Annotated in this window: 20 protein-coding genes; 14 read left to right on the top strand and 6 right to left on the bottom strand. The window is 64.7% G+C overall.

From position 1 onward, the window contains the following. Positions 1-97: 97 nt before the first annotated feature. On the bottom strand, positions 98-745 hold the full coding sequence (gene msrA, locus PSm6_RS07605) for a peptide-methionine (S)-S-oxide reductase MsrA (protein WP_265169951.1): 648 nt from the start codon (positions 743-745) through the stop codon (positions 98-100). An 84-nt stretch (positions 746-829) separates the two neighbouring features. Beyond that, a complete protein-coding gene (locus PSm6_RS07600; RefSeq protein WP_021219817.1) occupies positions 830-3,526 on the bottom strand; it encodes a putative bifunctional diguanylate cyclase/phosphodiesterase in 2,697 nt (898 codons plus the stop codon). A gap of 78 nt (positions 3,527-3,604) precedes the next feature. Between PSm6_RS07600 and PSm6_RS07595 the strand changes: the two genes are divergently transcribed. Next, positions 3,605-4,135 carry a hypothetical protein gene (locus PSm6_RS07595; RefSeq protein WP_031287823.1) on the top strand — a complete coding sequence of 177 codons (531 nt, stop codon included), beginning with the start codon at positions 3,605-3,607 and terminating at the stop codon, positions 4,133-4,135. Positions 4,136-4,341: 206 nt separating this feature from the next. Here the strand turns inward: PSm6_RS07595 and aceF are convergent, their stop codons facing one another. Together aceF and aceE are read right to left on the bottom strand one after the other, a co-directional pair. Further along, positions 4,342-6,324, bottom strand: a complete 1,983-nt coding sequence (aceF, locus tag PSm6_RS07590) for a dihydrolipoyllysine-residue acetyltransferase (RefSeq protein WP_265169950.1) — start codon at positions 6,322-6,324, stop codon at positions 4,342-4,344. Positions 6,325-6,335: 11 nt separating this feature from the next. After that, a complete protein-coding gene (gene aceE, locus PSm6_RS07585; RefSeq protein WP_021219814.1) occupies positions 6,336-8,981 on the bottom strand; it encodes a pyruvate dehydrogenase (acetyl-transferring), homodimeric type in 2,646 nt (881 codons plus the stop codon). A gap of 237 nt (positions 8,982-9,218) precedes the next feature. On the opposite strand from aceE, the gene glnE reads away from it, so the two are divergent. From glnE to PSm6_RS07520, 13 genes are all read left to right on the top strand, one after another. Then, positions 9,219-12,167 carry a bifunctional [glutamate--ammonia ligase]-adenylyl-L-tyrosine phosphorylase/[glutamate--ammonia-ligase] adenylyltransferase gene (gene glnE / locus PSm6_RS07580; RefSeq protein ID WP_265169949.1) on the top strand — a complete coding sequence of 983 codons (2,949 nt, stop codon included), beginning with the start codon at positions 9,219-9,221 and terminating at the stop codon, positions 12,165-12,167. A gap of 54 nt (positions 12,168-12,221) precedes the next feature. Beyond that, the gene (ilvE, locus tag PSm6_RS07575) at positions 12,222-13,145 is read left to right on the top strand and encodes a branched-chain-amino-acid transaminase (RefSeq protein WP_021219812.1); all 924 of its coding nucleotides are present in this window, start codon (positions 12,222-12,224) and stop codon (positions 13,143-13,145) included. 94 nt (positions 13,146-13,239) lie between these two features. Beyond that, positions 13,240-14,277: a lipopolysaccharide heptosyltransferase II gene (gene waaF / locus PSm6_RS07570; RefSeq protein WP_043242281.1), complete on the top strand. Its 1,038-nt coding sequence runs from the start codon at positions 13,240-13,242 to the stop codon at positions 14,275-14,277. Then, entirely contained in the window at positions 14,274-15,335 is a 1,062-nt protein-coding gene (gene waaC / locus PSm6_RS07565; RefSeq protein WP_265169948.1) for a lipopolysaccharide heptosyltransferase I, read from the top strand. The genes waaF and waaC overlap by 4 nt, the downstream gene beginning before the upstream one ends. After that, positions 15,335-16,456 carry a glycosyltransferase family 4 protein gene (locus PSm6_RS07560; RefSeq protein ID WP_043242288.1) on the top strand — a complete coding sequence of 374 codons (1,122 nt, stop codon included), beginning with the start codon at positions 15,335-15,337 and terminating at the stop codon, positions 16,454-16,456. Before waaC ends, PSm6_RS07560 begins: the two co-directional genes overlap by 1 nt. Further along, positions 16,453-17,268, top strand: coding sequence for a lipopolysaccharide core heptose(I) kinase RfaP (rfaP, locus tag PSm6_RS07555; RefSeq protein WP_021219808.1), 816 nt, complete (start codon positions 16,453-16,455; stop codon positions 17,266-17,268). Before PSm6_RS07560 ends, rfaP begins: the two co-directional genes overlap by 4 nt. Next, a complete protein-coding gene (locus PSm6_RS07550) occupies positions 17,265-18,002 on the top strand; it encodes a lipopolysaccharide kinase InaA family protein (protein ID WP_043242293.1) in 738 nt (245 codons plus the stop codon). The genes rfaP and PSm6_RS07550 overlap by 4 nt, the downstream gene beginning before the upstream one ends. Further along, positions 17,999-18,754 carry a lipopolysaccharide kinase InaA family protein gene (locus PSm6_RS07545; RefSeq protein WP_265169947.1) on the top strand — a complete coding sequence of 252 codons (756 nt, stop codon included), beginning with the start codon at positions 17,999-18,001 and terminating at the stop codon, positions 18,752-18,754. Before PSm6_RS07550 ends, PSm6_RS07545 begins: the two co-directional genes overlap by 4 nt. Next, complete coding sequence (locus PSm6_RS07540; protein WP_265169946.1) at positions 18,751-20,202, top strand: lipopolysaccharide kinase InaA family protein; 1,452 nt, start codon at positions 18,751-18,753, stop codon at positions 20,200-20,202. Before PSm6_RS07545 ends, PSm6_RS07540 begins: the two co-directional genes overlap by 4 nt. Positions 20,203-20,301: 99 nt before the next feature. Further along, positions 20,302-22,059 (top strand): carbamoyltransferase family protein, encoded by a 1,758-nt coding sequence (locus tag PSm6_RS07535; RefSeq protein ID WP_021219804.1) that lies wholly within the window; start codon positions 20,302-20,304, stop codon positions 22,057-22,059. Further along, positions 22,049-22,966: a glycosyltransferase family 2 protein gene (locus PSm6_RS07530; protein WP_265169945.1), complete on the top strand. Its 918-nt coding sequence runs from the start codon at positions 22,049-22,051 to the stop codon at positions 22,964-22,966. The genes PSm6_RS07535 and PSm6_RS07530 overlap by 11 nt, the downstream gene beginning before the upstream one ends. Continuing rightward, positions 22,963-24,105 (top strand): glycosyltransferase, encoded by a 1,143-nt coding sequence (locus PSm6_RS07525; protein WP_043242302.1) that lies wholly within the window; start codon positions 22,963-22,965, stop codon positions 24,103-24,105. The genes PSm6_RS07530 and PSm6_RS07525 overlap by 4 nt, the downstream gene beginning before the upstream one ends. After that, entirely contained in the window at positions 24,098-24,967 is an 870-nt protein-coding gene (locus tag PSm6_RS07520) for a glycosyltransferase (RefSeq protein ID WP_043242305.1), read from the top strand. Before PSm6_RS07525 ends, PSm6_RS07520 begins: the two co-directional genes overlap by 8 nt. On the opposite strand, the gene PSm6_RS07515 is transcribed toward PSm6_RS07520, so the two are convergent. Continuing rightward, positions 24,964-25,626 (bottom strand): BUD32 family EKC/KEOPS complex subunit, encoded by a 663-nt coding sequence (locus PSm6_RS07515; protein WP_043242308.1) that lies wholly within the window; start codon positions 25,624-25,626, stop codon positions 24,964-24,966. The two genes, PSm6_RS07520 and PSm6_RS07515, sit on opposite strands and share 4 nt — an antisense overlap. Then, entirely contained in the window at positions 25,623-26,795 is a 1,173-nt protein-coding gene (locus PSm6_RS07510) for an O-antigen ligase family protein (RefSeq protein ID WP_265169944.1), read from the bottom strand. The genes PSm6_RS07515 and PSm6_RS07510 overlap by 4 nt, the downstream gene beginning before the upstream one ends. Positions 26,796-26,909: the final 114 nt, after the last annotated feature.

The following is a 26,909-nucleotide window of genomic DNA, read 5'->3' as shown; positions in this document are numbered from 1 at the left end:
TTGAAGCTTGAAGCCGGAAGCCGGAAGCCGGAAGCCGGAAGCCGGAAGCCTCAGGCCGGCGCTCCTTCTTCCAGCTTCAAGCTTCCCGCTTCAAGCTCTAAAGCGGCATACACACGCCCGTCCCCCCCAACCCGCAATAACCCCCCGGATTCTTCGCCAGGTACTGCTGGTGATACGCCTCGGCGTAGTAGAAGGTCGGGGCTTCGTCGATTTCGGTGGTGATGGCGCCGAAGCCTGAGTTGCTCAGTTCGGCCTGGAAGCGGGCTTCGCTGGCCTTGGCGGCTTCCAGCTGGGCGGCGTCGCTGCAGTAGATGGCCGAGCGGTACTGGGTGCCGATGTCGTTGCCCTGGCGCATGCCCTGGGTCGGGTTGTGGGCTTCCCAGAATACCGAGAGCAGCTTCTCGTAGCTGATCACCTGCGGGTCGAACACCACCAGCACCACTTCGGTATGCCCGGTGAGGCCGGAGCAGACTTCGTCGTAGGTCGGGTTCGGGGTGTGGCCGCCGGCGTAGCCGACCGCGGTGGACCAGACGCCTTCCTGTTGCCAGAAACGCCGCTCGGCGCCCCAGAAGCAGCCGAGGCCGAACACCGCCTGTTGCAGGTGGGCGGGGAAGGGGGCTTGCAGCGGGCGGCCGTTGACGAAGTGGGCGTCGGGCACCGGCATCGGCGATTCACGGCCGGGCAGCGCCTGTGCCGCCGTGGGCAGCTCGATTTTGTGAGCGAGGATCTGCGAGCGCAGGACCATGGCGTTCTCCTGATTGGGTGGCTGGTCGATAGACCTGCGGGAATGGCCGATGTTACAGCAGGCTTGGGGCTTGGGGCTCGGGGCTCAGGGCTGCGGGCGGCAGGGGTAGCGGCGCAGGCTTTCCAGCAGCAGGTGCCCGGGAATGGGCTGGTCGAACAGGTAGCCCTGGCCGACGTCGCAGCGCTGGCGGCGGAGGAAGGCCAGCTGGGAGGCGCTCTCGATGCCTTCGGCGACGACCTTGAGCTTGAGGTTGTGGGCCATGGCGATCACCGCGGAGGTGATTTCCATGTCGTCCTGGTTGTCGGGGATGTCCTTGATGAAGCTGCGGTCGATCTTGATGACGTCGATCGGGAACTTCTTCAGGTAGCTGAGGGACGAGTAGCCGGTGCCGAAGTCGTCCATGGCCAGGGTCAGGCCTAGGGTCTTGAGACGGTTGAGCTGGTGCTTGGTGTCGTCGGTGGCTTCCAGCAGCAGGCCTTCGGTCAGTTCCAGTTCCAGCAGGCCCGGGGGCAGTTGCTCCTCGTGGAGGATGGCGGCGATGGAGCCCACCAGGTCCGGGTCGCTGAACTGCTTGGGCGAGAGGTTGATCGCCACCTGCACATCGCCCATGCCCGAGGCGCTGAGGCGCCGGCTCATGCGACAGGCTTCGCGGATCACCCATTTGCCGATGGGGATGATCATCCCGGTTTCCTCGGCGACGCTGATGAACTGGTCGGGGCGGATCATGCCGCGCTCCGGGTGCTGCCAGCGCAGCAGCGCCTCCATGCCCAGCAGTTGCCCGGACTTGAGGCACAGCTTGGGCTGGTAGAAGACTTCCAGCTCGTTCTGTGCCAGGGCGCGGCGCAGGTTGTTCTCGACGAACAGCTTGTAGCTGGCCTCGGCGTTGAGGGTTTCGGTGAACAGTTGCAGCTGGTGCTTGCCGTTGGCCTTGGCCTTGTGCAGGGCGAGGCCGGCGTGCTTCATCAGGGTCTGCGGATCACGCCCATGCTGGGGCGCGCAGGCCAGGCCCAGGGAGCCGGTGACGCTGATCAGTTGGTTGTCGACGAACAGCGGCTTGTCGAGGGTGTGGAGGATCTGCCCGGCGGTCTTCTGCCCGCTCTCCAGGTCGGCGCCATCGAGCAGCACGGCGAATTCGTTGCTGGCGAAGCGCGCGAGGATGTCGCCCTGGCCGAGGGTGTTGCGCAGCCGGCGGGCGAGGCTGACCAGCAGTTTGTCGCCGGTCTGGTGGCCGAGGCTGTCGTTGATGCGCTTGAAGTTGTCGATGTCCACCAGCAGCAGGCAGAGGGGCGACTCGTGGTCGCTCTGGAAGCGCTCTTCGAGGCTGCGGATGAAGTAGGGACGGTTGCCCAGCCCGGTGAGGTTGTCGGTGTAGGCCAGCTTCTCGATGCGCTGCTGGGCCAGCTTGTTGTGGGTGACGTCCTCGTAGATGCCGATGTAGTGCGTCAGTTCGCCGTTCTCGCCGAACACCTTGGAGATGGACAGCTGGCCCCAGTACGGCTCGAGGTTCTTGCGCCGGCTGCGGAACTCGCCCTGCCAACTGTTGCTGGTGGTGAGGCTGGAGCGGGCGTCGAACAGCAGGTCGCTGAGGTTTTCCAGGGCCGGCAGCTCGGAGAGGCGGCGGCCGTGGACTTCGTCGGAGCTGTACTGGGTGATGGCGGTGAAGCTGGGGTTGACGTATTCCACCAGGCCGTCGCGGTCCACCAGCAGGAAGGCGCTGGCGCTCTGTTCGACGGCGCGCTGGAACAGGTGCAGGGCGTTGGTGGCGTCGAGGCGTTGCTGGTTGACCAGAACCTGGGCGAACTGGTCGGCCAGCTCGCCGGCGAAGGCGATTTCATCGGTCTGCCAGACGCGCTGGCCGCCGGTGTGTTCCAGGCAAAGCACGCCGACCACCTCGCCACCGATGCGCACGCTGGCATCGAGCAGGGCGACCACACCCTGGGGCTTGAGGTAGTCGTCCACCAGCTCGATGGTGCGCGGGTCACGCTGGGCGTTGTGGGCGTCGATGGCGCGGCCGCTGTGCAGGGCTTCGAGGTACTGCGGGTAGCGGCTGACGTCGATGGCGCCCGGGTGTTCGTGGTGGTCCTGGTCGCGCCGGTAGAGGGTGATGGCGCGCAGCAGGTCGCCATCGAACATCCACAGGGAGGCGCGGGAGACCTCGTAGGCCTCGCAGGCGGCCTGGGTGATCAGCTTTGCCGCTTCCAGGGCCGAGTCGCCGGGGCTGTAGCGGTGGCGGGCCAGGCGCACGATCAGGCTCTGCTGCGCGCGGGAGCGGATCAGGTGCTGCAGGTGGTCTTCCTGGGAGCGCTGGTAGAGATCCAGGGAGCTTTTCAGGCGCTGGTTCTGGGCTTCCAGTTCGCTGAGGCGATGGTCATCGTCTTCACGGTCGTCGACGTCCACCGGCAGCAGGTAACCGCGCAGCAGGTTGCGGCCGTGCTGCTGGAAGGCTTCGCCGAGTTCGAGGATGGTGCGCACGCCGTCGGGGGTGTGCAGGCCGTACTGCACTTGGTAGCTGGCGCTGCCGGTCAGCTGACGCTGGATTTCGTCATGCAGGCGGTAGCGCGCTTCGGGGGACATCAGGCTGGCGTAGGGCGAGCCGACCAAGGCACAGAGCTCGGTGGCCGGCAGGCCGATCTGGCGTTCGCAATTGGGGTCGAGGAACAGCAGCGCCCAGCTGGCCTCGTTGAGCCGCTCGAAACGCATGAGGCCAAGCCGCGAAGGGACTGGCAACTGCGTCACAACCTCGGCCACCGTACGGCTGGCGGCATCGGGATGGCTTTTCATCGGGCGGGTGGGTTCCAGTATGCTGACCGAGTCGGGCCTCGGCCCACTTCATATTATGGCGTCGGGCAAGGGTGCATCATGCGGATGGGGCTGACAAGACAACTTGGTGGGGCTTTGGTGCTATGTGGACTGTTTTTTTTATCACCGGTCTCGGTGGCCGCTCCTGAGCCTGTTCTCAGCAGCGCCGAACAGACCCGTTACCTGACGGAAATCAAGCGTCTCTACCTGACCGACGACGAGCGCAAGGCGCTGTTTGCGCATACCAATGCGCTGCTCAGGACCTACGCCCTGAGCGCCGGCTACCAGGTGGGTTCCAGCGACCGCCGCGACCTGGAGTACCAGGTGAGCCTGGCCAAGCCGGGCGAGTTGATGCTGCGCGAAGAGGTGCGTGCCACCTCGGGCACCGGGGTTTCGGTACGCAACCGTTTGCTGCCGGTGTTCGGCGTCGATCCGAGCATCAGCTACGCGTGCCCTCGCGAAGGCCAGGCCTGTGTGCTCAACGTGCCCGGCTCCACGGAACCGATGCTGACCATCGTCCGGGATCTCGATGGCGCCGGACAACTGGCCAAGGCCTTCAGCTTCCTGATCCGCAATCTGCAGAAGGGCTGACCTGGCTGCAGCGACGAAGCCCATCGGCACCGGCTGATGGGCTGCGTGCCTTTCCTCCTTTCTGAACGCACGATACGGGCTGCCGTAGGACGACGCCTGGGCGATGGTCGTGGGTTTCCTTCAGTGGTATTTCCAGGCAAAAAAAACCCCGCCTAAAGGGGCGGGGTCGAGGTGCGAGCGTGGCGTGCTCGCGATGAAGCAAAGGTTTACAGCAGCATGGTGCGGATATCCGCCAGCACGTCGCCCAGGCGCTTGGTGAAGCGCGCGGCGGCGGCGCCGTTGATCACGCGGTGGTCATAGGACAGCGACAGCGGCAGCATCAGGCGCGGCTGGAAGGCCTTGCCGTCCCAGACCGGCTGGATGGTGGCCTTGGACACGCCGAGGATCGCCACTTCGGGCGCGTTGACGATCGGCGTGAAGCCGGTGCCGCCAATGTGGCCGAGGCTGGAGATGGTGAAGCAGGCGCCTTGCATGTCGTCCGCCGAGAGCTTCTTGGTCCGGGCCTTCTCGGCCAGGGCAGCAGCTTCGGCCGCCAGTTGCAGCAGGCTCTTCTGGTCGACGTTGCGGATCACCGGGACCAGCAGGCCATCCGGGGTGTCCACGGCGAAGCCGATATGCACGTACTTCTTGCGGATCAGCGCCTTGCCACTGGGGGCCAGGGAGCTGTTGAAGTCCGGCAATTCCTTGAGCAGGTAGGCGCAGGCTTTCAGCAGCAGCGGCAGCACGGTCAGCTTGACGCCGGCCTTCTCGGCCACGGCTTTCTGGGCGACGCGGAAGGCTTCCAGTTCGGTGATGTCGGAAGAGTCGAACTGGGTCACGTGCGGGACGTTGAGCCAGCTGCGGTGCAGGTTGGCGGCGCCGACCTGCATCAGGCGGGTCATCGCCACTTCTTCGATTTCACCGAACTTGCTGAAGTCCACGGTGGGGATCGGCGGAATGCCGGCACCGCCGGTGGCGCCTGCGGCAGCCGCCGGGGCCTCCTTGGACTTCTGCATCACGGCCTTGACGTAGGCTTGCACGTCTTCCTTGAGCACGCGGCCGTGCGGGCCGGTCGCGGTGACCGCGCCCAGCTCGACGCCGAATTCACGGGCCAGTTGGCGCACCGCCGGGCCGGCATGGACCTTGGCACCGTTGGAGCGGGCCGGGGCGCCGGCGCTGCCGGCGGCAGCGGCCGACAGCGAGGCGATGGCGTTGACCTCGGCGGCAACGGCCGGGCTGGCACCTGCCGGTACGCGATGGACCGGTTGGCTGTCCTGCGCGGCAGGGGCCGCAGCGGCGGCCGGGGCGGAGCCCTGGGGGCGCAGCTTGAGGATCAGGTCGCCGGTACCGACTTCGGCGTCCAGCTTGACCACGATGCTCTCGACCACGCCAGCGGCGGGCGAGGGGATCTCCATGCTGGCCTTGTCGGATTCCAGGGTGATCAGGCTCTGATCGGCTTCGACGCTGTCGCCGGCCTTGACCAGGATCTCGATGACCTTGGCCTTGCTGTCGGAGCCGATGTCCGGGACGTGGACGTCCTGCACCGCTTCGGCAGCCGCAGCGGCCGGAGCCGTTGCGGGAGCCTGGACCGGTGCCGGCGCGGCGGCAGGTGCTTCAGCGGCCTTGGCGGCAGCAGATGCAGCGCCCGCAACGCGCAGCTTGATGATCAGGTCGCCGGTGCCGACTTCGGCATCCAGCTGGACCACGACGCTCTCGACCACGCCAGCGGCGGGCGAGGGGATCTCCATGCTGGCCTTGTCGGATTCCAGGGTGATCAGGCTCTGATCGGCTTCGACGCGATCGCCGGCCTTGACCAGCACTTCGATGACCTTGGCCTTGCTGTCGGAGCCGATGTCCGGGACGTGAACGTCCTGGACGCTTTCACTGGCGGGGGCTGCCGGTGCCGGTGCGGCAGCGGGCTTCTCTTCCGCCTTGGGGGCGGCAGCCGGTGCCTGGGCCGCGGGTGCCGCAGCGGCGGAGCCCTCGACGTCCAGTTCGATCAGGTCGTCGCCTTCCTTGAGGCGGTCGCCGATCTTCACCTTCAGGCTCTTCACCACGCCGGCCTTGGGCGAGGGGACTTCCATGCTGGCCTTGTCGGATTCCAGGGTGACGAGGCTCTGGTCGGCTTCGACGCGGTCGCCAACCTTGACCAGAATCTCGATCACTTCGCCTTCGCCGCCGATATCGGGTACGCGGATCAACTCACTCACAATGCGTCTCCTCAGCAGTCCAGGGGGTTGCGCTTATCGGGGTCGATGCCGAACTTGGCGATGGCCTCGGCCACCACTTTCGGTTCGATGTCGCCGCGATCCGCGAGGGCTTCCAGTGCCGCCAGGACAACCCAGTAGCGGTCCACTTCGAAGAAGTGGCGCAGCTTCTTGCGGCTGTCGCTGCGGCCGAAGCCGTCGGTACCCAGGACCTTGAATTCCTTGCTCGGCACCCACTGACGAATCTGTTCGGCGAACAGCTTCATGTAGTCGGTGGAGGCCACGACCGGACCCTTGCGGCCATTCAGGCACTGCTCGACGTAGGTCGACTTGGGCTTCTGGCCCGGGTGCAGGCGGTTGTGGCGCTCGATGGCCAGGCCATCGCGGCGCAGTTCGTTGAAGCTGGTGACGCTCCAGACATCGGCGCCGACGTTGAACTCGTCGCGGAGGATCTTCGCCGCTTCGCGGACTTCGCGCAGGATGGTGCCCGAGCCCAGCAGCTGCACGTGGTGCGCGGCTTCCTTCTTGTCCTCTTCGAGCAGGTACATGCCCTTGATGATGCCTTCCTCGACACCGGCCGGCATGGCGGGCTGGGTGTAGGCCTCGTTCATCACGGTGATGTAGTAGAAGACGTCCTGCTGCTCTTCGGTCATCTGGCGCATGCCTTCGCGGATGATCACCGCGAGTTCATAGCCATAGGTGGGGTCGAAGGTGCGGCAGTTGGGGATGGTGCCGGCCAGCATGTGGCTGTGGCCGTCCTCGTGCTGCAGGCCTTCGCCGTTGAGCGTGGTGCGGCCGGCGGTGCCGCCGATCAGGAAGCCACGGGTACGGCTGTCGCCAGCGGCCCAGGCCAGGTCGCCGATACGCTGGAAGCCGAACATCGAATAGAAGATGTAGAACGGCAGCATCGGCTGGTTGTGGCTGGAGTAGGAGGTGCCGGCGGCGATGAAGGAGCTCATGGCGCCCGCTTCGTTGATGCCTTCCTCGAGGATCTGGCCCTTCTTGTCCTCGCGATAGAACATCACCTGGTCCTTGTCGACGGGCTCGTAGAGCTGGCCGACGGAGGAGTAGATGCCCAATTGGCGGAACATGCCTTCCATACCGAAGGTACGGGCTTCGTCCGGGATGATGGGGACGATGCGCTGGCCGATTTCCTTGTCCTTGACCAGCTGCGAGAGGATCCGCACGAAGGCCATGGTGGTGGAGATTTCACGGTCGCCGGAACCGTCGAGGATGGCCTTGAGGGTATCCAGCGGCGGGGTCGGGATGCTGAAGCTCTTGGCGCGACGCTGGGGCACGAAGCCACCCAGTGCGGCACGGCGCTCGCTCAGGTAACGGGCTTCGGCGCTGCCTTCCTCGGGTTTGAAGAAGGGCAGGTTCTCCAGCTCGTCGTCCTTCACCGGGATGTCGAAGCGGTCGCGGAACGACTTCAGGCTGTCGACATCGACCTTCTTGGTGTTGTGCGCGGTGTTCTTCGCTTCGCCGGCACCGGTGCCATAACCCTTGATGGTCTTGGCCAGGATGACGGTGGGCTGGTCCTTGTGGTTGACCGCCTGGTGGTAGGCCGCATAGACCTTGTACGGGTCATGGCCGCCACGGTTGAGCTTCCAGATCTCGTCGTCGGAGAGGTCGGCGACCATCGCCTTGAGCTCGGGGGTGTTGAAGAAGTGCTCACGGACGAACGCGCCGTCCTTGGCCTTGTAGTTCTGGTACTCGCCGTCGATGACTTCGTCCATGCGGCGCTGCAGGATGCCGTCGACGTCCTTGGCCAGCAGCGGGTCCCAGAAGCGACCCCAGATGACCTTGTTGACGTTCCACTGGGCGCCACGGAACACGCCTTCGAGTTCCTGGATGATCTTGCCGTTGCCGCGAACCGGGCCGTCGAGGCGCTGCAGGTTGCAGTTGATGACGAAGATCAGGTTGTCGAGCTTCTCGCGGCCGGCCAGGGAGATGGCGCCGAGGGATTCCGGCTCGTCGCACTCGCCGTCGCCCATGAAGCACCAGACCTTCTGCTTGCCGGCGGGGATGAAGCCGCGGCTTTCCAGGTACTTCATGAAGCGTGCCTGGTAGATCGCCTGGATCGGGCCGAGGCCCATGGATACGGTGGGGAACTGCCAGAAGTCCGGCATCAGCCAGGGGTGCGGGTAGGACGACAGGCCGTTGCCATCGACTTCCTGGCGGAAGTTGTTCATCTGGTCTTCGGTGATACGGCCTTCCATGAAGGCGCGGGCGTAGACACCGGGGGAGGCGTGGCCCTGGAAGTAGATCAGGTCGCCGCCGTGTTCGTCGGTCGGGGCCTGGAAGAAGTAGTTGAAGCCGATGTCGTAGAGGGTCGCCGAGGACGCGAAGCTGGAGATGTGACCGCCCAGGTCGGAGTCCTTCAGGTTGGTGCGCATGACCATGGCCAGCGCGTTCCAGCGTACCAGCGAGCGAATGCGGCGTTCCATGAACAGGTCGCCAGGCATGCGTGCTTCGTGGGTGACGGGGATCGTGTTGCGATAGGGCGTGGTGATGGCATAGGGAAGCTGCGAACCGCTACGGGTAGCGAGTTCACCCATACGGGTCATCAGGTAATGCGCGCGGTCTTCGCCTTCTTTGTCGAGAACCGATTCCAGGGCGTCCAGCCATTCCTGGGTTTCGACGGGATCGAGGTCTTGCATGGCTTGCTCCAGGGCGGAAAGGCTTCCAGAATCGGACGCCTATGTTCACTGCCAGCCTTTTGGGCGGGCAGAAGCTAATTCTTGGATTTACCGGGGGTCGAACCGGCCTTGTGTAGTTTTACTACATTTCGACGGCCGTTTCAGCACTCTGGACACAATCTTTCGTAGTAAAACTACAGATGGGCGGTGCAAGGCCAGCAACCACAGGCCCGGCGTACGCCGATCACAGGATAGACCATGAGCCTGCCCCCGCTTGTCGCCCTTCCCCCGCAATTGCAATCGCTCGCCGACCGTGCGCGCCAGGCTTTCACCTCCGCTGGGGAGGGCCTGCCGGAATCTCCGCGGCGGGTGTTCGAGGGCTGGCCCGACGAACGGCAGCAGGCATTCCAGCGGGTGTGCGCGGCCAGTGACTTCGTGGCCGAGCAGGCGCAGCGCGATCCGGCGATGCTCATGCAGCTGGCGGAATCGGGCGAGCTGGAATGTACACTTAAATCCAATGAATTGTGTACACAATTGGATTCAGTTCTTGCTGAGTGCGAGAGTGAAGATGAGCTGGCGCGCCGCCTGAGGCGCTTTCGCAACCGCCAGCAGGTGCGCATCATCTGGCGCGACCTGACCCGCCAGGCGGACCTCGCGGAAACCTGCCGCGACCTTTCCGATCTTGCCGACGCTTGCATCGACCGCGCCTACCACTGGCTCTACGAGCGCCATTGCGCGCAGTTCGGCACCCCCACCGGGCGCCGTTCCGGGCTGCCGCAGCACATGGTCATCCTCGGCATGGGCAAGCTGGGCGCCCACGAACTGAACCTGTCCTCGGACATCGACCTGATCTTCGGCTACCCGGAAGGCGGCGAGACCGAGGGTGCCAAGCGCGCCCTGGACAACCAGGAGTTCTTCATCCGTCTCGGCCAGAAGCTGATCAAGGCGCTGGACGCCATCACCGTCGACGGCTTCGTCTTCCGCGTCGACATGCGCCTGCGCCCCTACGGCTCGTCCGGCGGGCTGGTGCTCAGCTTCAATGCGCTGGAGCAGTACTACCAGGACCAGGGGCGCGACTGGGAACGCTACGCGATGATCAAGGCGCGGGTGGTCGGCGGTGACCAGCAGGCCGGCGCGCAGTTGCTGGAGATGCTGCGGCCCTTCGTCTACCGTCGCTACCTGGACTTCTCCGCGATCGAAGCGCTGCGCTCGATGAAGCAGCTGATCCAGCAGGAGGTGCGCCGGAAGGGCATGACCGAGAACGTCAAGCTTGGCTCCGGGGGCATCCGCGAGGTGGAGTTCATCGCCCAGGCCTTCCAGCTCATTCACGGCGGGCGCGACCTGAGCCTGCAGCAACGCCCGCTGCTCAAGGTGCTGGCCACCCTGGAAGGGCAGGGCTACCTGCCGCCGGCCGTGGTGGCCGAGCTGCGCGATGGCTATGCCTTCCTGCGCTACACCGAACACGCCCTGCAGGCCATTGCCGACCGGCAGACGCAGATGCTGCCGGACAACGACCTGGATCGTGCTCGCGTCGCCTTCATCATGGGCTTCGATGACTGGGCGGCCTTCCATGAGCGATTGATGTACTGGCGCGGCCGTGTCGAGTGGCACTTCCACCAGGTCATCGCCGACCCGGACGAAGAGGAGGACGCCGGCCCGCAGGACGCCTGCATCGGCGGCGAGTGGCTGCCGCTGTGGGAAGACGCCTTGGATGAAGAGAGCGCCTGCCGGCAACTGAGCGAATCCGGCTTCCTCGACCCGCTGGCGGCCATGAAGCGCCTGATCGACCTGCGTAACGGCCCGCAGCTGCGTGCCATGCAGCGCCTCGGTCGCGAGCGTATGGACGCCTTCATTCCGCGCCTGCTGACCATGGCCAGCGAACACGCCAACCCTGATCTGGTGCTGGAGCGCGTGCTGCCACTGGTGGAGAAAGTGGCCCGGCGCTCGGCCTACCTGGTGCTGCTCAGCGAGAACCCTGGTGCCCTGGAGCGCCTGATCACCCTCTGCGCCGCCAGCCCCTGGATCGCCGAGCAGATCGCCCGCTACCCGCTGCTGCTGGACGAGTTGCTCAACGAAGGCCGCCTCTACCACCCGCCGCTAGCGCCCGAGCTGGCGGCCGAACTGCGCGAGCGGCTGACCCGTATCCCCGAGGACGACCTTGAGCAGCAGATGGAGGCCCTGCGCCACTTCAAGCTGGCCCACAGCCTGCGGGTGGCGGCTTCCGAAATCGCCGGCACCCTGCCGCTGATGAAGGTCAGCGACTACCTGACCTGGCTGGCCGAGGCCATTCTCGACCAGGTGCTGGCCCTGGCCTGGCGCCATACCGTGGCCCGCCATGGGGTGCCGCACCGTGCCGATGGCAGCGACTGCGACCCGGACTTCATCATCGTCGGCTACGGCAAGGTCGGCGGCCTGGAGTTCGGCCACGGTTCCGACCTCGACCTGGTGTTCATCCACGATGGCGACCCCCAGGCCGAAACCGATGGCGAGAAGCCCATAGACGGCGCCCAGTTCTTCACCCGCCTGGGCCAGCGCATCATCCACCTGCTCACCACCCAGACCACCTCCGGCTCGCTCTACGAGGTGGACATGCGCCTGCGCCCCTCGGGCGCGGCGGGCCTGCTGGTGAGCTCCCTGGGCGCCTTCCAGCGCTACCAGGAGAACGAGGCCTGGACCTGGGAGCACCAGGCGCTGGTGCGTGCCCGCGTGCTGGTGGGCTGCAAGCGCGTGGCGACGGCCTTCGAGGCGGTGCGCCTGGCGGTGCTCGGCCGCGAGCGCGAGCTGGACACCCTGCGCCAGGAGGTCAGCGAGATGCGGGCGAAGATGCGCACCACCCTGGGAACGCGCGAGACCGCGGCGGGAACCGCTGCGAACGCCTTCGAAACCACCGCTCCCTTCGATCTGAAGCAGGACGCCGGCGGTATCGTCGATATCGAATTTATGGTGCAATATGCGGCCCTTGCCTGGTCGCGACAGCACCCGGAGCTGGTGCGCTACACCGATAACATCCGCATTCTCGACGGCCTCGAGCAGGTCGGGTTGCTGTCCGGTGAAGCGGTCAGCCTGCTGCAGGAGGCTTACAAGGCCTATCGCTCCGCCGCCCACCGGCAGGCGTTGCAGAAGCAGCCGGGCGTAGTGAGTGGTGACCAGTTCCACGCGGAGCGCCATGGCGTGATGCGGATCTGGCGTGAGTTGGGCTTGAGCTAGCAGCGTGCTAACTCGCCGAGCTGAATCAATCGAATCCTTGAGGAGCTGGCAAATATGTCGATGGCCGATCGTGATGGCGTGATCTGGTATGACGGCGAACTGGTGCCGTGGCGCGAAGCGACCACTCACGTACTGACCCATACCCTGCACTACGGGATGGGCGTGTTCGAAGGCGTGCGTGCCTACAACACCCCGGACGGCACGGCGATCTTCCGCCTGCAGGCACACACCGACCGCCTGTTCGACTCCGCTCACATCATGAACATGCAGATCCCGTGGACCAAGGACCAGATCAACGAGGCCACCCGCGCCGCCGTGCGTGAGAACAACCTCGAAAGCGCCTACATCCGCCCGATGGTGTTCTACGGAAGCGAAGGCATGGGCCTGCGTGCCACCGGCCTGAAGGTCCACGTCATCGTCGCCGCCTGGAACTGGGGCGCGTACATGGGCGAGGAAGCGCTGCAGAAGGGCATCAAGGTGCGCACCAGCTCCTTCACCCGCCACCACGTAAACATCTCCATGACCCGCGCCAAATCCAACGGTGCCTACATCAACTCGATGCTTGCCCTGCAGGAAGCCATTTCCGGCGGCGCCGACGAGGCCATGATGCTGGACCCGGAAGGCTACGTGGCCGAGGGTTCCGGCGAGAACATCTTCATCATCAAGGACGGTGTGCTCTACACCCCCGAAGTGACCGCCTGCCTCAACGGCATCACCCGCAACACCGTGCTGCGCCTGGCCGAAGAGCAGGGCCTGAAGCTGGTCGAGAAGCGCATCACCCGTGACGAGGTGTACATCGCCGACGAAGCCTTCTTCACCGGCACCGCCGCTGAAGTCACCCCGATTCGCGAAGTCGACGGCCGCAAGATCGGCATCGGCAGCCGTGGTCCGGTGACCGAGAAGCTGCAGAAGGCCTACTTCGACCTGGTGACCGGCAAGACCGCCGCGCACGCCGAGTGGCGCACCCTGGTCAAATAAATAGACAAGGCTGCAAAGTGCAAGCCGCAAGCCGCAAGCAGTGGGTACTGCTTGAAGCTTGCGGCTTGTCGCTTGAGGCCCCGAAGCTGCCTTTATGAATATTCTGATCGTTGGCCCCTCCTGGGTGGGCGACATGGTGATGGCGCAGACACTCTTCCAGTGCCTGAAGGCCCGCCATGGCGACTGCCAGATCGACGTCCTGGCACCCGAGTGGAGCCGGCCCATTCTCGAGCGCATGCCCGAGGTGCGCCAGGCCCTGAGCTTCCCGCTCGGCCACGGCGTGCTGGAACTGGCCACGCGCCGCCGCATCGGCAAGTCCCTCGCCGGTCGTTATGACCAGGCGATCCTCCTGCCCAACTCGCTGAAGTCCGCGCTGGTGCCCTTCTTCGCGGGCATCCCCAAGCGCACGGGCTGGAAGGGTGAAATGCGCTACGGCCTGCTCAATGACATCCGCAAGCTGGACAAGGCCCGCTATCCGCTGATGATCGAGCGCTTCATGGCCCTGGCCTACGAGCCCGGCGCCGAGCTGCCGCAGCCCTATCCGCGCCCGACCCTGAACATCGAACCGGCGAGCCGCGACGCGGCCCTGGCCAAGTTCGGCCTCAGTCTCGACCGCCCCATCCTCGCCCTGTGCCCCGGCGCCGAATTTGGCGAGGCCAAGCGCTGGCCGGCCGAGCACTACGCCAAGGTCGCCGAGCTGAAGGTCCGCGACGGTTGGCAGGTCTGGCTGTTCGGCTCGAAGAACGACCACCCCGGTGGCGAAGACATCCGCATGCGCCTGATCCCGGGCCTGCGCGAAGAGGTGATCAACCTCGCCGGGCAGACCAGCCTGGCCGAGGCCATCGACCTGATGTCCTGCTCCGGCGCCGTGGTCTCCAACGACTCCGGCCTGATGCACGTAGCCGCTGCGCTGAACCGCCCGCTGGTGGCCGTCTATGGCTCCACCTCACCGCTGTTCACCCCGCCTCTGGCGGAACAGGTGGAGGTGGTGCGCCTGGGCCTGGAATGCAGCCCCTGCTTCGACCGCACCTGCCGCTTCGGCCACTACAACTGCCTGCGCCAGCTCAAGCCGCGCCCGGTGATGGATGCCCTGGGGCGCCTGGTGGCCGATCCGGCCGAGGTCGCTGAATGAGGGTTTTGCTGGTCAAGACCTCGTCCCTGGGTGATGTGATCCACACGCTGCCGGCGCTCACGGATGCCGCCCGGGCCATCCCCGGCATCCAGTTCGACTGGGTGGTGGAGGAGGGTTTCGCCGAGATTCCCGCCTGGCACCCGGCGGTGGCGCAGGTCATCCCGGTGGCCATCCGCCGCTGGCGCAAGAACCTGATGCAGACCATCCGCAGCGGCGAGTGGAAGCGCTTCAAGGCGCGCCTGCGCGAGACCCGCTACGACCTGATCATCGACGCCCAGGGACTGTTCAAGAGTGCCTGGCTGACCCGTTACGCCAAGGCGCCCGTTGCCGGGCTGGACCGCGAGTCCGCCCGCGAACCCATCGCCGCGCGCTTCTACGATCAGGCCCACTCCGTGGCCTGGGGACAGCACGCCGTCGAGCGTGTACGCCAGTTGTTCGCCAAGGCGCTGGACTACCCGCTGCCGACCACCACCGGCGACTACGGGCTCAGCCGTTCGCTGCTGGCCGATGCACCGGGCAGCGCGCCTTATCTGCTGTTCCTGCACGGCACCACCTGGGACACCAAGCACTGGCCGGAAGCCTACTGGCGTGACCTGGCCGAACGGGTCTGCGAGCACGGCTGGAACCTGCGCCTGCCCTGGGGCAGCCCGAACGAGAAGGCACGGGCCGAGCGCATCGCCGAGGGCTTGGAAAACGCCGCGGTGCTCCCCAAATTATCCCTGGCCGGCATGGCCAAGGTGTTGGCGGGCGCCCGTGCCTGCGTGGCGGTCGACACCGGCCTGGGCCATCTGGCAGCGGCGCTGGACGTCCCGACCCTGTCGCTCTACGGGCCGACCAACCCCGGCTTCACCGGTGCCTACGGCCGTTCGCAGGTGCACTTGGGCAGCGACTTCCCCTGTGCGCCCTGCCTGAAGAAGACCTGCACCTACCAGCCGACCGAGGAAGACAAGCGCCGCTTCGACCTGAAACGCGAGCAGCCCCTGTGCTTCACCCGGCTGAATCCGCAGCGCGTGGCCACCCAGCTGGAGGCCCTGCTGCTGACCGAGGACACTCACTGATGCAACTGGCATTCGTGCTCTACAAGTACTTCCCGTTCGGCGGCCTGCAGCGCGACTTCATGCGCATCGCCCAGGATTGCCAGCGCCGTGGGCACGCCATCCGCGTCTACACCATGATCTGGGAAGGCGACATCCCGGACGGTTTTGAAGTGCTGATCGCGCCGGTCAAGGCGCTGTTCAACCACAAGCGCAACGAGAAGTTCACCGCCTGGGTCGAGGCCGACCTGGCCAAGCGCCCGGTGGACCGGGTGATCGGCTTCAACAAGATGCCCGGCCTGGACGTGTACTACGCTGCCGACCCCTGCTTCGAGGACAAGGCGCAGACCCTGCGCAACGGCCTGTACCGCAAGTGGGGCCGCTACAAGCACTTCGCCGACTACGAGCGGGCCGTGTTCGCTCCCGAGTCGAAAACCCAGGTGCTGATGATCTCCGAGGTCCAACAACCGCTGTTCGTGAAGCACTACGCCACGCCGGCCGAGCGCTTCCATCTGCTGCCGCCGGGTATCGCCGCTGACCGCCGCGCCCCGGCCAACGCCGCCGAGATCCGCGCCGAGTTCCGCCGCGAGTTCAGGCTGGCGGACGACGAGCTGCTGCTGGTGCAGATCGGCTCCGGCTTCAAGACCAAGGGCCTGGACCGCAGCCTGCGCGCACTGGCCGCGCTGCCCAAGGCGCTGAAGAAACGCACGCGGCTGATCGTCATCGGCCAGGACGACCCCAAGCCTTTCATCCTGCAGATGAAGACGCTGGGTATTTCCGATCAGGTCGAAATCCTCAAGGGGCGCAGCGACATCCCACGCTTCCTGCTGGGCGCCGACCTGCTGATCCACCCCGCCTACAACGAAAACACCGGGACCGTGCTGCTGGAGGCGCTGGTCGCCGGGCTGCCGGTGCTGGTGACCGACGTCTGCGGCTACGCCCACTACATCGACGAGGCCAGGGCAGGCCGCGTGGTGCCGAGCCCCTTCGAACAGGAGCAGCTGAACCGCATGCTGGCCGAAATGCTCGACAGCGATAACGCCCGCAACGAATGGGCCCGCAATGGCCTGGCCTTCGCCGATGCGGCGGACCTCTACAGCATGCCGCAGCGCGCGGCTGACGTGATCTTGCAGGCGCGCCCATGAAGCTGGTGCTCGCACAACCCTTCAAGGGCCTCTGGGCCGGGCGCGACGCCTTCGCCGAGGTCGAGAAGCTGCAGGGCGAGGTCTTCCGTGAGCTGGAGGCCCGGCGCACCCTGCGCACCGAGGTCGACGGGCGCGGCTACTTCGTCAAGATCCACCGTGGCATCGGCTGGGGCGAGATCTTCAAGAACCTGATCACCGCCAAGCTGCCGGTGCTCGGCGCCGGCCTGGAGTGGGCCGCCATCCAGCGCCTGCAGCAGGTGGGGGTGCCGACCATGACCGCGGTGGCCTTCGGCGAGCGCGGGAGCAACCCTGCGCAGCAGCACTCCTTCATCGTCACCGAAGAGCTGGCGCCGACCATCAGCCTGGAAGACTTCAGCCTCGACTGGCAGCAGAACCCGCCGCCGTTGAAGCTCAAGCGCGCACTGATCGACGAGGTGGCGCGCATGGTGCGCGAGATGCACCGCGCGGGCGTCAATCATCGTGATTGCTACATCTGCCACTTCCTCCTGCACACCGACAAGCCGGTCACGCCCGGGGACTTCCGCCTCTCGGTGATCGACCTGCACCGCGCCCAGGTGCGCGCGAGCACGCCGCGCCGCTGGCGCGACAAGGACCTGGCGGCCCTGTATTTCTCGGCGCTGAACATCGGCCTGACCCGCCACGACAAGCTGCGCTTCCTCCAGGTCTATTTCCAGCAACCGCTGCGCCAGGTGCTGCGCGAAGAGATCGCTCTGCTGGCCTGGATGGAACAGAAGGCTGCGCGCCTGCTGGTGCGCTACCAGCGCAAGTATGTGGAAGGAGCAGCGGATTGAGCGATTGGAAACTGGCGCCCGGACTCGACGAAGGCGTCGCCGGCCTGTTCGCCGACCTCGATGCGGTGTTCGCCCTCAAGGGCGACTGGATCACCGGTGACCCGCTTTCCGAAGTGCTGCGGATCGAGCATGCGGGCATCCGCTACTACGTCAAACGCTATTGGGGGGCGGGCAAGGGCCTGCGCCGCTGGATCGGCCGACCGCGGGTCAAGGCCGAATGGCAGAACCTCAAGAGCTTCAGCAAGTGGGGCATTCCCACGGCGCCGCTGGTGGGCTGGGGTCTGGAGCGGCGCTGCGGGCTTTTCCACCGTGGCGCGCTGATCACCCGTGAGCTGGAGCGCACCGCCGATATGGCGGCGCTGGCCTTGCGTGACGACCCGCGCCTGGACGACGCGGCCTGGGTGGATGGCGTCAGCCGCCAGCTGGCCCGCGCCACTCGCGCCATGCACGACCACCACTTCGCCCATAACGACCTGAAGTGGCGCAACCTGCTGGTCAACGACGAGGGCGAGCTGTTCCTCATCGATTGCCCCACCGGCGCCTTCTGGTTCGGCCCCTTCCTGCGGCGCCGCATCACCAAGGACCTGGCCTGCCTGGACAAGGTGGCCAAGTACCAGCTGAGCCGCACCCAGCGCCTGCGTTTCTACCTGCAGTACCGCGGGCGCCAGCGCCTGAACGTCGCCGACAAGCGGCGTATCAGGCAGATCATCGGCTTCTTCGAGGGACGCGAATGAGCGACTTCATCGCCGCCAGTGACCGCGACATCCTGGCCCGTCATGGCCTCGACAACTTCGAGGCGCTGTGGAACATGCAGCTCGAGGCGGTGGACGCCCCCAATACCGGCCGTGGCGGCTGGAGCAGCGTGTTCCGCCTCGACCTGGGTGACGCCGCCTACTACCTCAAGCGGCAGAGCAACTACCTCAGCCGCAGCCTGGCGCGCCCGTTCGGCGAGCCCACCTTCGCCCGCGAATTCCGCAATATTCAGCGTTACCAGGCTCTGGAGGTGCCTGCCTTGCGCGCAGCCTTCTTCGCCGAGCGGGAGGTACACGGCGAGCGCCGCGCCATCCTGCTTACCCGCGCCCTGGACGGCTGGACCGAACTGGCCGAGCTGCTGGAGCGCTGGTCCAGCCTGGGCGAGGAGCAGCGCGCGGCGATCATCCTCGCCGTCGGCGCGCTCGCCCAACGGTTGCACGCGGCCGGCCAGGTGCATGGCTGCTTCTACCCCAAGCACATTTTCCTGCGCGAAAGCGGCGGCCACTACGAGAGCTGCCTGATCGACCTGGAGAAAACCCGCCCGCTGCTGCTGGGGCGCCGGGACCGGGTCAAGGACCTGGAGCCGCTGGTGCGCCGGGCCAACGCCTGGGGCGAAAGCGAGCTCCGCGAATTGCTGGTTGCCTACCTGGGCGCCGAGCATTCCAGCAGCAATATCGATACCTGGGTTCGCCGCCTCGGCGCGCGTCGCCGCAACAAGGAGCGTCGCGCTTGAAGCTGGCCGAACTCGCCGGTGCCGGGCGTGCACCGAACCTGCCACTGGCCGTGGATGCCGCGGATGGCCTGGAGCTGATCCGCCTGTTCCGCGTGCTGCCCGGGCAGCGTTACGTCGGGCTCGCCCGCTGGCAGGGCCGCGAGGTGCTGGCCAAGCTGATGGTCGGCGCCAAGGCCGAGCGTCATTACCAGCGGGAGCTGGCCGGTGCAAAACTGCTCGCCCAGCAGGGGTTGCCGACGCCTGCGCTGCTGGCCGAAGGCTTTGCCGCAGGGCAGGGCGGCTGGCTGCTGTTCGACTACCTGGAAGGCGCCAGCAGCCTGTGGGACGAGTGGCGCGCGGTGGAAGCCGAGGCACCGCTCTCCGATGGCCAGCAGGCCGTGCTGGGTGAGGCCCTGGCCCTGATCGGGCAATTGCATGGCAAGGGGCTGGTCCAGGAAGACCTGCATCTGGACAACATCCTTCGCCACCAGGGTGCGCTGCAACTGATCGATGGTGGCGGCGTACGTGGTGAATCCCCCGGGCAGAGCCTGGCGCGGGGCAAGGTGCTGGCCAACCTCGGAGTGTTCTTCGCCCAGCTGCCGGCGGACCTCGACCCCTTCCTCGAAGAGTTGCTGGTGCACTACCTGCTGGCCAACGGCGAGCACGCGTTGCCGCTGGAGATGTTGCAGAAGGAGATCGCCCGGGTACGCCGCTGGCGCCTGCGCGACTTCCTCGCCAAGGTCGGCCGTGATTGCAGCCTGTTCAGCGTGATCGGCTCGGCCTTCGGTTTCCGCGCCGCCCGGCGTGATGCGCTGGATGCCCTGTCGCCGTTGCTGGACGACCCCGACGCGGCCCTCGCCGCCGGTCGTCTGCTCAAGGGCGGTGGCACCGCCACGGTGGCGCAGGTGGAAGCCGGCGGGCGGCAATTGCTGCTCAAGCGCTACAACATCAAGGGCCCGCTGCACTGGCTGAAGCGCTTTTGGCGCCCCAGCCGTGCCTGGCACAGCTGGAAGGAGGGCAATCGCCTGGCCTTCCTCGGCATCGCCACCCCGCAGCCCCTGGCCATGATCGAGCGCCGCTGGTGCTGGCTGCGCAGCCGCGCCTACCTGATTACCGAATATCTGCCCGGGCACGATATAATCGCCCGTTTTCAGGAAGCCCAGGCCGATCCGCAAGGCAATGGCTTGCCGGCCGAAGCCGATCTGCAGGCGCTGGACCGCTTGTTCGCCGCGCTGATCCGTGAGCGCATCAGCCATGGCGACCTCAAGGGACACAACCTGTTCTGGCAGAACGGCGCCTGGTGCCTCATCGATCTGGATGCCGTGCAGCAACACCGAAGCGAGCGCAGTTTCGCCCGGGCCTACGCCCGCGACCGTGCCCGCTTCCTGCGCAACTGGCCCGCCGATTCGGCGTTGCACCAGTTGCTGGACCGACGTTTACCGAAAGACAGCTTCAAGCCGGGTGCTTGAAGCTGGAAGAAACAGCCCCCTGGGCCGTGAACCATATGACCGCTGGCGCCTCGTGCTTCCCGTTTCAGGCTGCCAGCTGCTTTCAAGAGGCTTAACACTGTGGCACTGACGATTCTTGGCCTTTCTGGCGCCCTCAGCCATGATCCCTCCGCCGCGCTCTACATCGACGGCAAGCTGATCGCGGCCGCCGAAGAAGAGCGCTTCGTGCGCGACAAGCACGCGAAGAACCGCATGCCTTACGAATCGGCCAAGTTCTGCCTAGAGCAGGCCGGCATCAAGCCTTCCGACGTCGATGTGGTGGCCATTCCCTTCGCCCCCATCAGCCTGTTCGGCAAGGCCCGCTGGCAGTACGCCAAGCGCTACTGGTACGCGCCGGACCGCGCCCTCGACGCGATCCTCATGGGCAACCGCCGCTACAAGCGCTACCGCAACAAGATCGTCTGGTGCCTGGAGCAACTGGGCTTCGACGCCAAGAAAGTCAAGATCGAACCGGTGGAGCACCACCTGGCCCACGCCTCCAGCGCCTACCACTGCTCCGGCTTCAAGGAGAAGACCGCGATCCTCGGGATCGACGGCAAGGGCGAGTACGCCACCACCTTCTTCGGCTGGGGCGAGAACGGCAAGATCCACAAGATCAAGGAATTCTTCGACCCGGATTCCCTGGGCGGCCTCTATGGCGCGATCACCGAGTACCTCGGTTTCGAGATGCTCGACGGCGAGTTCAAGGTCATGGGCATGGCGCCCTATGGTGACGCCGCCAAGTACGATTTCTCGCGCCTGGCCAAGTTCGAGAACGGCGAGCTGGTGATCAACACCGAATACGCCAACGTCATCGGCTTCCGTCGCTACAAGGAAAACGGCAAGGGTTACTACTTCTCGCCCAAGCTGATCGAGTGGCTGGGTCCGAAACGCCAGGGCGACATCGCCGACGACCCCTACATCCACTACGCCGCCAGCATGCAGGCCCTGTTCGAGAAGCTGGCGCTGGAGATGATGGAGTACTACCTCGGCGACATCCTCCGCGAGACCGGCAAGATCGCCTTCGCCGGCGGCTGTGCTCTGAACGTCAAACTGAACCAGAAGATCATCGCCCGCCCGGACGTGAAGGAGCTGTTCGTGCAGCCCGCCTCGGGTGACGCCGGCACTGCCGTCGGCGCCGCCGCCTACATCTCGCACAAGCGTGGCGTGCCGGTGGAGAAGATGGAGCACGTCTACCTCGGCCCGGCCTTCTCCAACGAGGACGTCATCGCCGCCTGCGCCAAACACCCGAACAAGCCGGTGTTCAAGCGCATCGAAAACACCCCGCAGCGCATCGCCAGCATCATGGTCGCCGGCAACCCGGTGGCCTGGTTCCAGGGCCGCATGGAGTTCGGCCCCCGCGCCCTGGGCGGTCGCTCCATCATCGGCTGCCCGAGCATCCCCGGCGTCGCCGACCGCATCAACGAACAGATCAAGTTCCGCGAGCGCTGGAGGCCCTTCTGCCCGTCGATGCTCGACACCGTGGCATCGCAAATGCTCAAGGTCGACCACCCGAGCCCGTTCATGACCTTCACCTTTGAGGTCAATGACGAGTGGAAGGAGCGCGTCTCCGAAGTGGTGCACGAGGATGGCACTTCCCGCGCCCAGGTGCTGGAGCGCCGCCACAACCCGCGCTGGTACGACCTGATGAAGGAACTGGAGAACCTCACCGGCAACGGCGTCTCCCTGAACACCTCCCTCAATCGTCGTGGCGAGCCGATGATCTGCTCACCCACCGACGCGCTGAACATGTTCTACGGCTCCGATCTGCAGTACCTGATCATGGAAGATGTGTTGGTCGTCAAGGATGGCGTGGATTGGTATGACAATGTCGGATAGTCCGCTGCTCAGCGTCATCATCCCGGCGTACAACTACGCCAGGGTACTGCCGCGAGCGGTCGAGTCGGTGCTCTCCCAGGCCGATGGCGATGTAGAGCTCTGGGTCATCGACGATGGTTCCAGCGATGACACCCCGGCTGTATTCGAAGCACTGGCGACTCGCTACGGCGAACGCTTCCATGGGGTCCGTCAGGAAAACGCCGGCCCCTCCGCTGCGCGTAACCATGGCGTGCGCCTTGCCAGTGGCCGTTTCGTACTGCTGCTGGATGCCGACGACGAGTTGGCGCCGAGTGTGCTGCCCCAGCTTAGCGAGCAGTTGCGTGCACACCCCGATACAGGCCTGTGGCTGGCCGGGCACGTAGCGGTCCAGCCTGATGGCCGCGAGCGCGAGCACCCTGCTTCCGAAGTGCCGAACGACCTGCAGCAGCGCCTGTCCGCCTACCTGCTGGACAAGACCATCGCCATCAGCCACGGCGCCTGCGTATTCAGGCGCGATCTCCTGCTCCAGCGCCCCTATCCGGAGCACCTGCGGCACAGCGAAGATATCCCCGTGTTCGCCTACACCCTGGCCCAGGGCCCGGTGCAACGCCTGGACTTCTCTCTCGCGCGCATCCACAAGCACCCCGGCAGTTTGCGGCACAACGCCGAGGCCGCGCGGAAGGTGGATCTGAAACTGGTGGATGAGGTATTCGACAGGTTGCCCGCAGTTGGGCAAGAGCTGCGTCAGCGCTACAAAGCGCAGCGTTGCCTGTCGTTGTTTCGTACCTGCATGCTGGCCGGCGACCAGGACGGTGCCCGCTACTACTATTGTGAGGCGCTGCGAGTCGATTGGCGTGTGCTGTTCAAACTTTCATACAGCCGCAAGGCCTTGCGCTTGTGGCTGGGAGCCAAGAAGAAGTCGGTATGAGTCAGCGCCGTATCAAAGTTCTACAGTTGCAGAACTACTATAACGTTAACGCCTCGGATCTTGCCGAGCAGATTGTCCAGGCCTTGCCGGCCGAGCGCTATGACGTCACCACAGCATTCCTGCGCGGTCGTCCTGGCCCCGGTGAGCCCGTGAGCAAGGCTGGCCGCTCTATCTATTTTGGTTACCGCCAGTCTCAGGTGAGTGGGCTGCGCCTGCGTGCCCTTTGGGCGCTTTACAAACATTGTCGTGAAGAGAGATATGACGCGGTAATTGGCCACCGATTCAAACCGGTGAATATGCTGATGCTGCTTAACAAGCTGCTCGGTTTTCGTGCCTGCATTGGCGTTGCCCATGGATTCGGCGAGTACGACCGCTCCTTCCGTTGCTGGACTGTACGCCAGTTGGTGACATCGAACTGGCGGCTGGTGGGTGTGTCGCGTGCTGTGCGCAATTATTTGGTTGATGCCAAGGCCGGTTTCACTTCGGCGAACACCTGCCAGATCAACAATGCCATCGACATCGACCGTGCGGAAGGTTTGCAGCTACCCCGTGCGAGTGCGCGCGAGCTGCTTGGCTTGCCGGCGGATGCTTTCGTGTTCGGGGCCATTGGTCGTCTGGTACCGGTCAAGGGTCATGTTCATTTGCTGCGTGCTTTTGCCGAAATCAAGGATGAGTGGCCTGGTGCGCTGCTGGCAATCATCGGTGAAGGTCGTTCGCGTGCCGAATTGGAGGCCGTGATTGCAGAGCTGGAGCTTGATGGGTGCGTTCGGCTGCTAGGGGCTCGGGATGATGCGCTGCAGTACGTGCGGGCATTCGATAGCTTTGTCATGCCGTCCCTCAGCGAAGGCCTGCCCTTGGCACTGCTGGAAGGTATGAGCGGCCACTTACCTGTGATTGGCTCGGATATTCCCAGCCTCAAGCCGATTCTGGAGGATTGCGGTGGTCGCATCTTCCCGACACGTCAGCATGTTGCATTGGCGGAGCATTTGCGGGCGGTAATGGCTCTTACTGACTCGGAGCGCATCGCGGAGGGCGAGCGGGCCTACGGCTATCTCCGCCGCGCCCATTCGATCGAGGACTTCCGCCGCCAGTATCGAGAGTTGTTGGCGGGGTTGCTGGAAGGAGGCCGAAATGACTGAGACTCAGGATTCGCCTCTGGTCAGTGTGATCATTTCCTCCTACAACCATGGTCACTACATCGAAGCCTGTATCAACAGCGTGCTGGCTCAGACCTATCCTGGCATTGAGTTGCTGGTAGTGGATGACGGTTCTAGCGATGACAGCGTTGCGCGCATCCGCAGGATGCAAGAGGAGCACGGCTTCGACTTCGTCGCTCGTGAGAACAAGGGGTTGGCCCATACCCTCAATGAACTGGTAGCGCGCTCGAAGGGCAGCCTGATTGCTCCTTTCGGCTCCGATGACGTGATGCTGCCCGAGCGTCTGGCACTGCAAGTGGCTTATATGCAGGACAAGCCGGAGGTCGGTATCTGCGCCGGCAATATATGCACCATTGATGGGCAGGGCCGAACGATTCCCGGAAAGGATCGCGATCGCCCCCTGCGTCGCTTGGATTTCGAGGACCTTTTCAATGCCAGAAAGGACGGTGCTCCGGCGCCGACACTGCTGTTTCGTCGCGATGCTCTAGAGGCGGTTGGTGGGTTCGATCCAGCGATACGCTTGGAGGACCTGCTGATCGAGTTGAAGATTGCCCGCGCCGGCTACTTCATCGACATTTTGCCTGATGTACTGGCCCTCTACCGGGTGCACGACACCAATACCTACAAGAACCGGCGCATGATGATCGACGCCGTGCTTGCCACATATGCCCATTTTGGCGATCACCCGAACTATGCCGAGGTTTGTGCGCGCTTTATCAACTCGATGCTGCTGAAGACGGCGCGTGATGACAAGCCGCTGGCTCGTGAACTGTTGGGGCGCCTGCCGTTGCGCTATTGGAATGGCAAGACCCTTAACGCACTTGGCCGCCTCTACCTGGGCTAGCCGGGCAGAGTTGCCTTGGACAGGTCACGTTCGAATCGCGCTGCGGCCGTCTGGCCGCAGCTAACCGCGTAGCCACGAACCCAGGCCTGGCGATGTTCCCTAAGCAACCAGCCGGCATCTTCCTTGTAACGAAGAATGTGCTGCAGGTTACGCCGGCGCTTCCAACTCGCTAGCGGTTTATTGGCAATCTTCATGTCTGATAGATCTATGAGACCCAGCTCGCCGTCGGGCAGATGCAGCACGTTGCCCAAGTGCAGGGATCGGAAGTAAACCCCCAACTGGTGCAACTTGCCCAGGAAGGTGCCGAATAACTCGACTTCCTGCTCCCGGCTCGCCGTATCAAGTTGGCGCCAGCGATTCCTGAGGGTATCTCCGGGTAGAGGGCTATAGATCACGGCGTTCAGTTGCAGCTCCGGGATCAGCAGCAACTGTTGGATCTCTGGGCTGACGATGCCGAGCTTGCGAAGGCGCTCTGCATTGTTCGCGAAACGTCGAGATGGTGGAGACCAGAGTGCAGAGCTGAGCATGCGCTTGCGTCGGTACAGCTTGAGGAAGTCCCCGTTTTTCAGGCGTGCCACCTTCAGACCATGGCCATCACCTTCAATGGCTGTCGAGTCGGTCAGTAGTTCCTGCAGTTCTGATGCACTCAGGTTTTTCATTCTTTACCCAGGCCTCGCTTTTGGATTGCCAGGGCGATTACCAGGCTCAGCGGAATCCAGATAAGGAACCAGCTCTCATTGGGGCGAGATAGGAAGCTGCTGCCTTCGGTCATGCCTGCTGCCAAGCCATAGACCACCAGCGCTGATGCGACCTGGAAAGCCTTGTCCTTGCGTTGGCGCAGGCAGTGCCACAGGCCGAGTCCATGCAGCACAAGCCAGAAACCCAGCCCCACGAGGCCCAGTTCGAGAAGCACCGCGAGTTCAACGTTGTGTGGGTCGCTCAGTATGGTGCTCAGGCCTTCGATTATGAAGACGAATCGGTTGTCGTAGCCGTGCCCGAGCCAGAGGTGGTCCTGAGCCTGACGCAGGGCGTCTGCCCAGATTTGCGGGCGGAAGGAGCCACCGCGCTGCAGTAGCAGGTCGGGGGAAAAGGCCAGGCACAGCCCGCCTGCCACTGCAATGGTGAGTATCAGCAAGGCGGCACGGCGGGGTGTTATAAGCAGCATCCAGAGGCTGGTTACAACCAGTGCCATCAGTGGCGTGCGTGAGCCAGTGGCGAGTAGGGCCAGCAATATCGGTAGAGTCATGAGTGGCGCTAGCCACTCCTGGCGGGTATCGCGGCTAAGCCAGGTTGCGATCCAGTAAGTGCAGAACATACCCAGGACATGAGAGGTGAGTAGCGGGTTACGCAGGGCACCGGTACCTATCAGGCGGTTCTCGGGGGGCGGCTCCAGCAGAAACCAGCCCAGACTCACGAGTGCGGCAAAGGCGACGAGCATGGCCGCGGTGCGCAGTGTGCCCAGTAATAACTCGCGACTTTCCAGGGCGATCAGGCTACAGGCGGCCATAAATAGAAGCAGATACAGCGGCCGCTTGACCAATCCGCCAAAGTTATCGTCGGTACCGGACCAGGCGAGGGTTGTAAGCATCCAGGCCGAGAAGACAAGGAAGACAAGCACCATGGGGTCATGTAGCAGGTCGCTGCAGCGGCGGGGCTTCAGGGCAAGAGCCAACAGGGCGGGGAAGGCGATCAGGGCATAGAACACCTTGGTGTAGACACTGCCGCTGGGCAGCCAGAACAGCCCGGTGAGCAGTACCAGATAGCCGAGCACCAGCCAGCGCTTGACGATGAAAAAGCTAAGAGACTGCCGCCGGGACTGTGAGAGCATGAAAGAAGCCTGCACCTGAGAAGGTCTATTTCCGTGAAAAAGGGCTGCATCTTAGTCCAACAACGGTGGCTAGGCACGCTGTGGTAAGCTCTGCGCCTTTTCTGCCACCCCCAG

Origin of the sequence: Pseudomonas solani (genome assembly GCF_026072635.1) — a bacterium.
GTDB lineage: Bacteria > Pseudomonadota > Gammaproteobacteria > Pseudomonadales > Pseudomonadaceae > Metapseudomonas > Metapseudomonas solani.
This window is presented reverse-complemented; position numbering and strand designations above follow the sequence as displayed.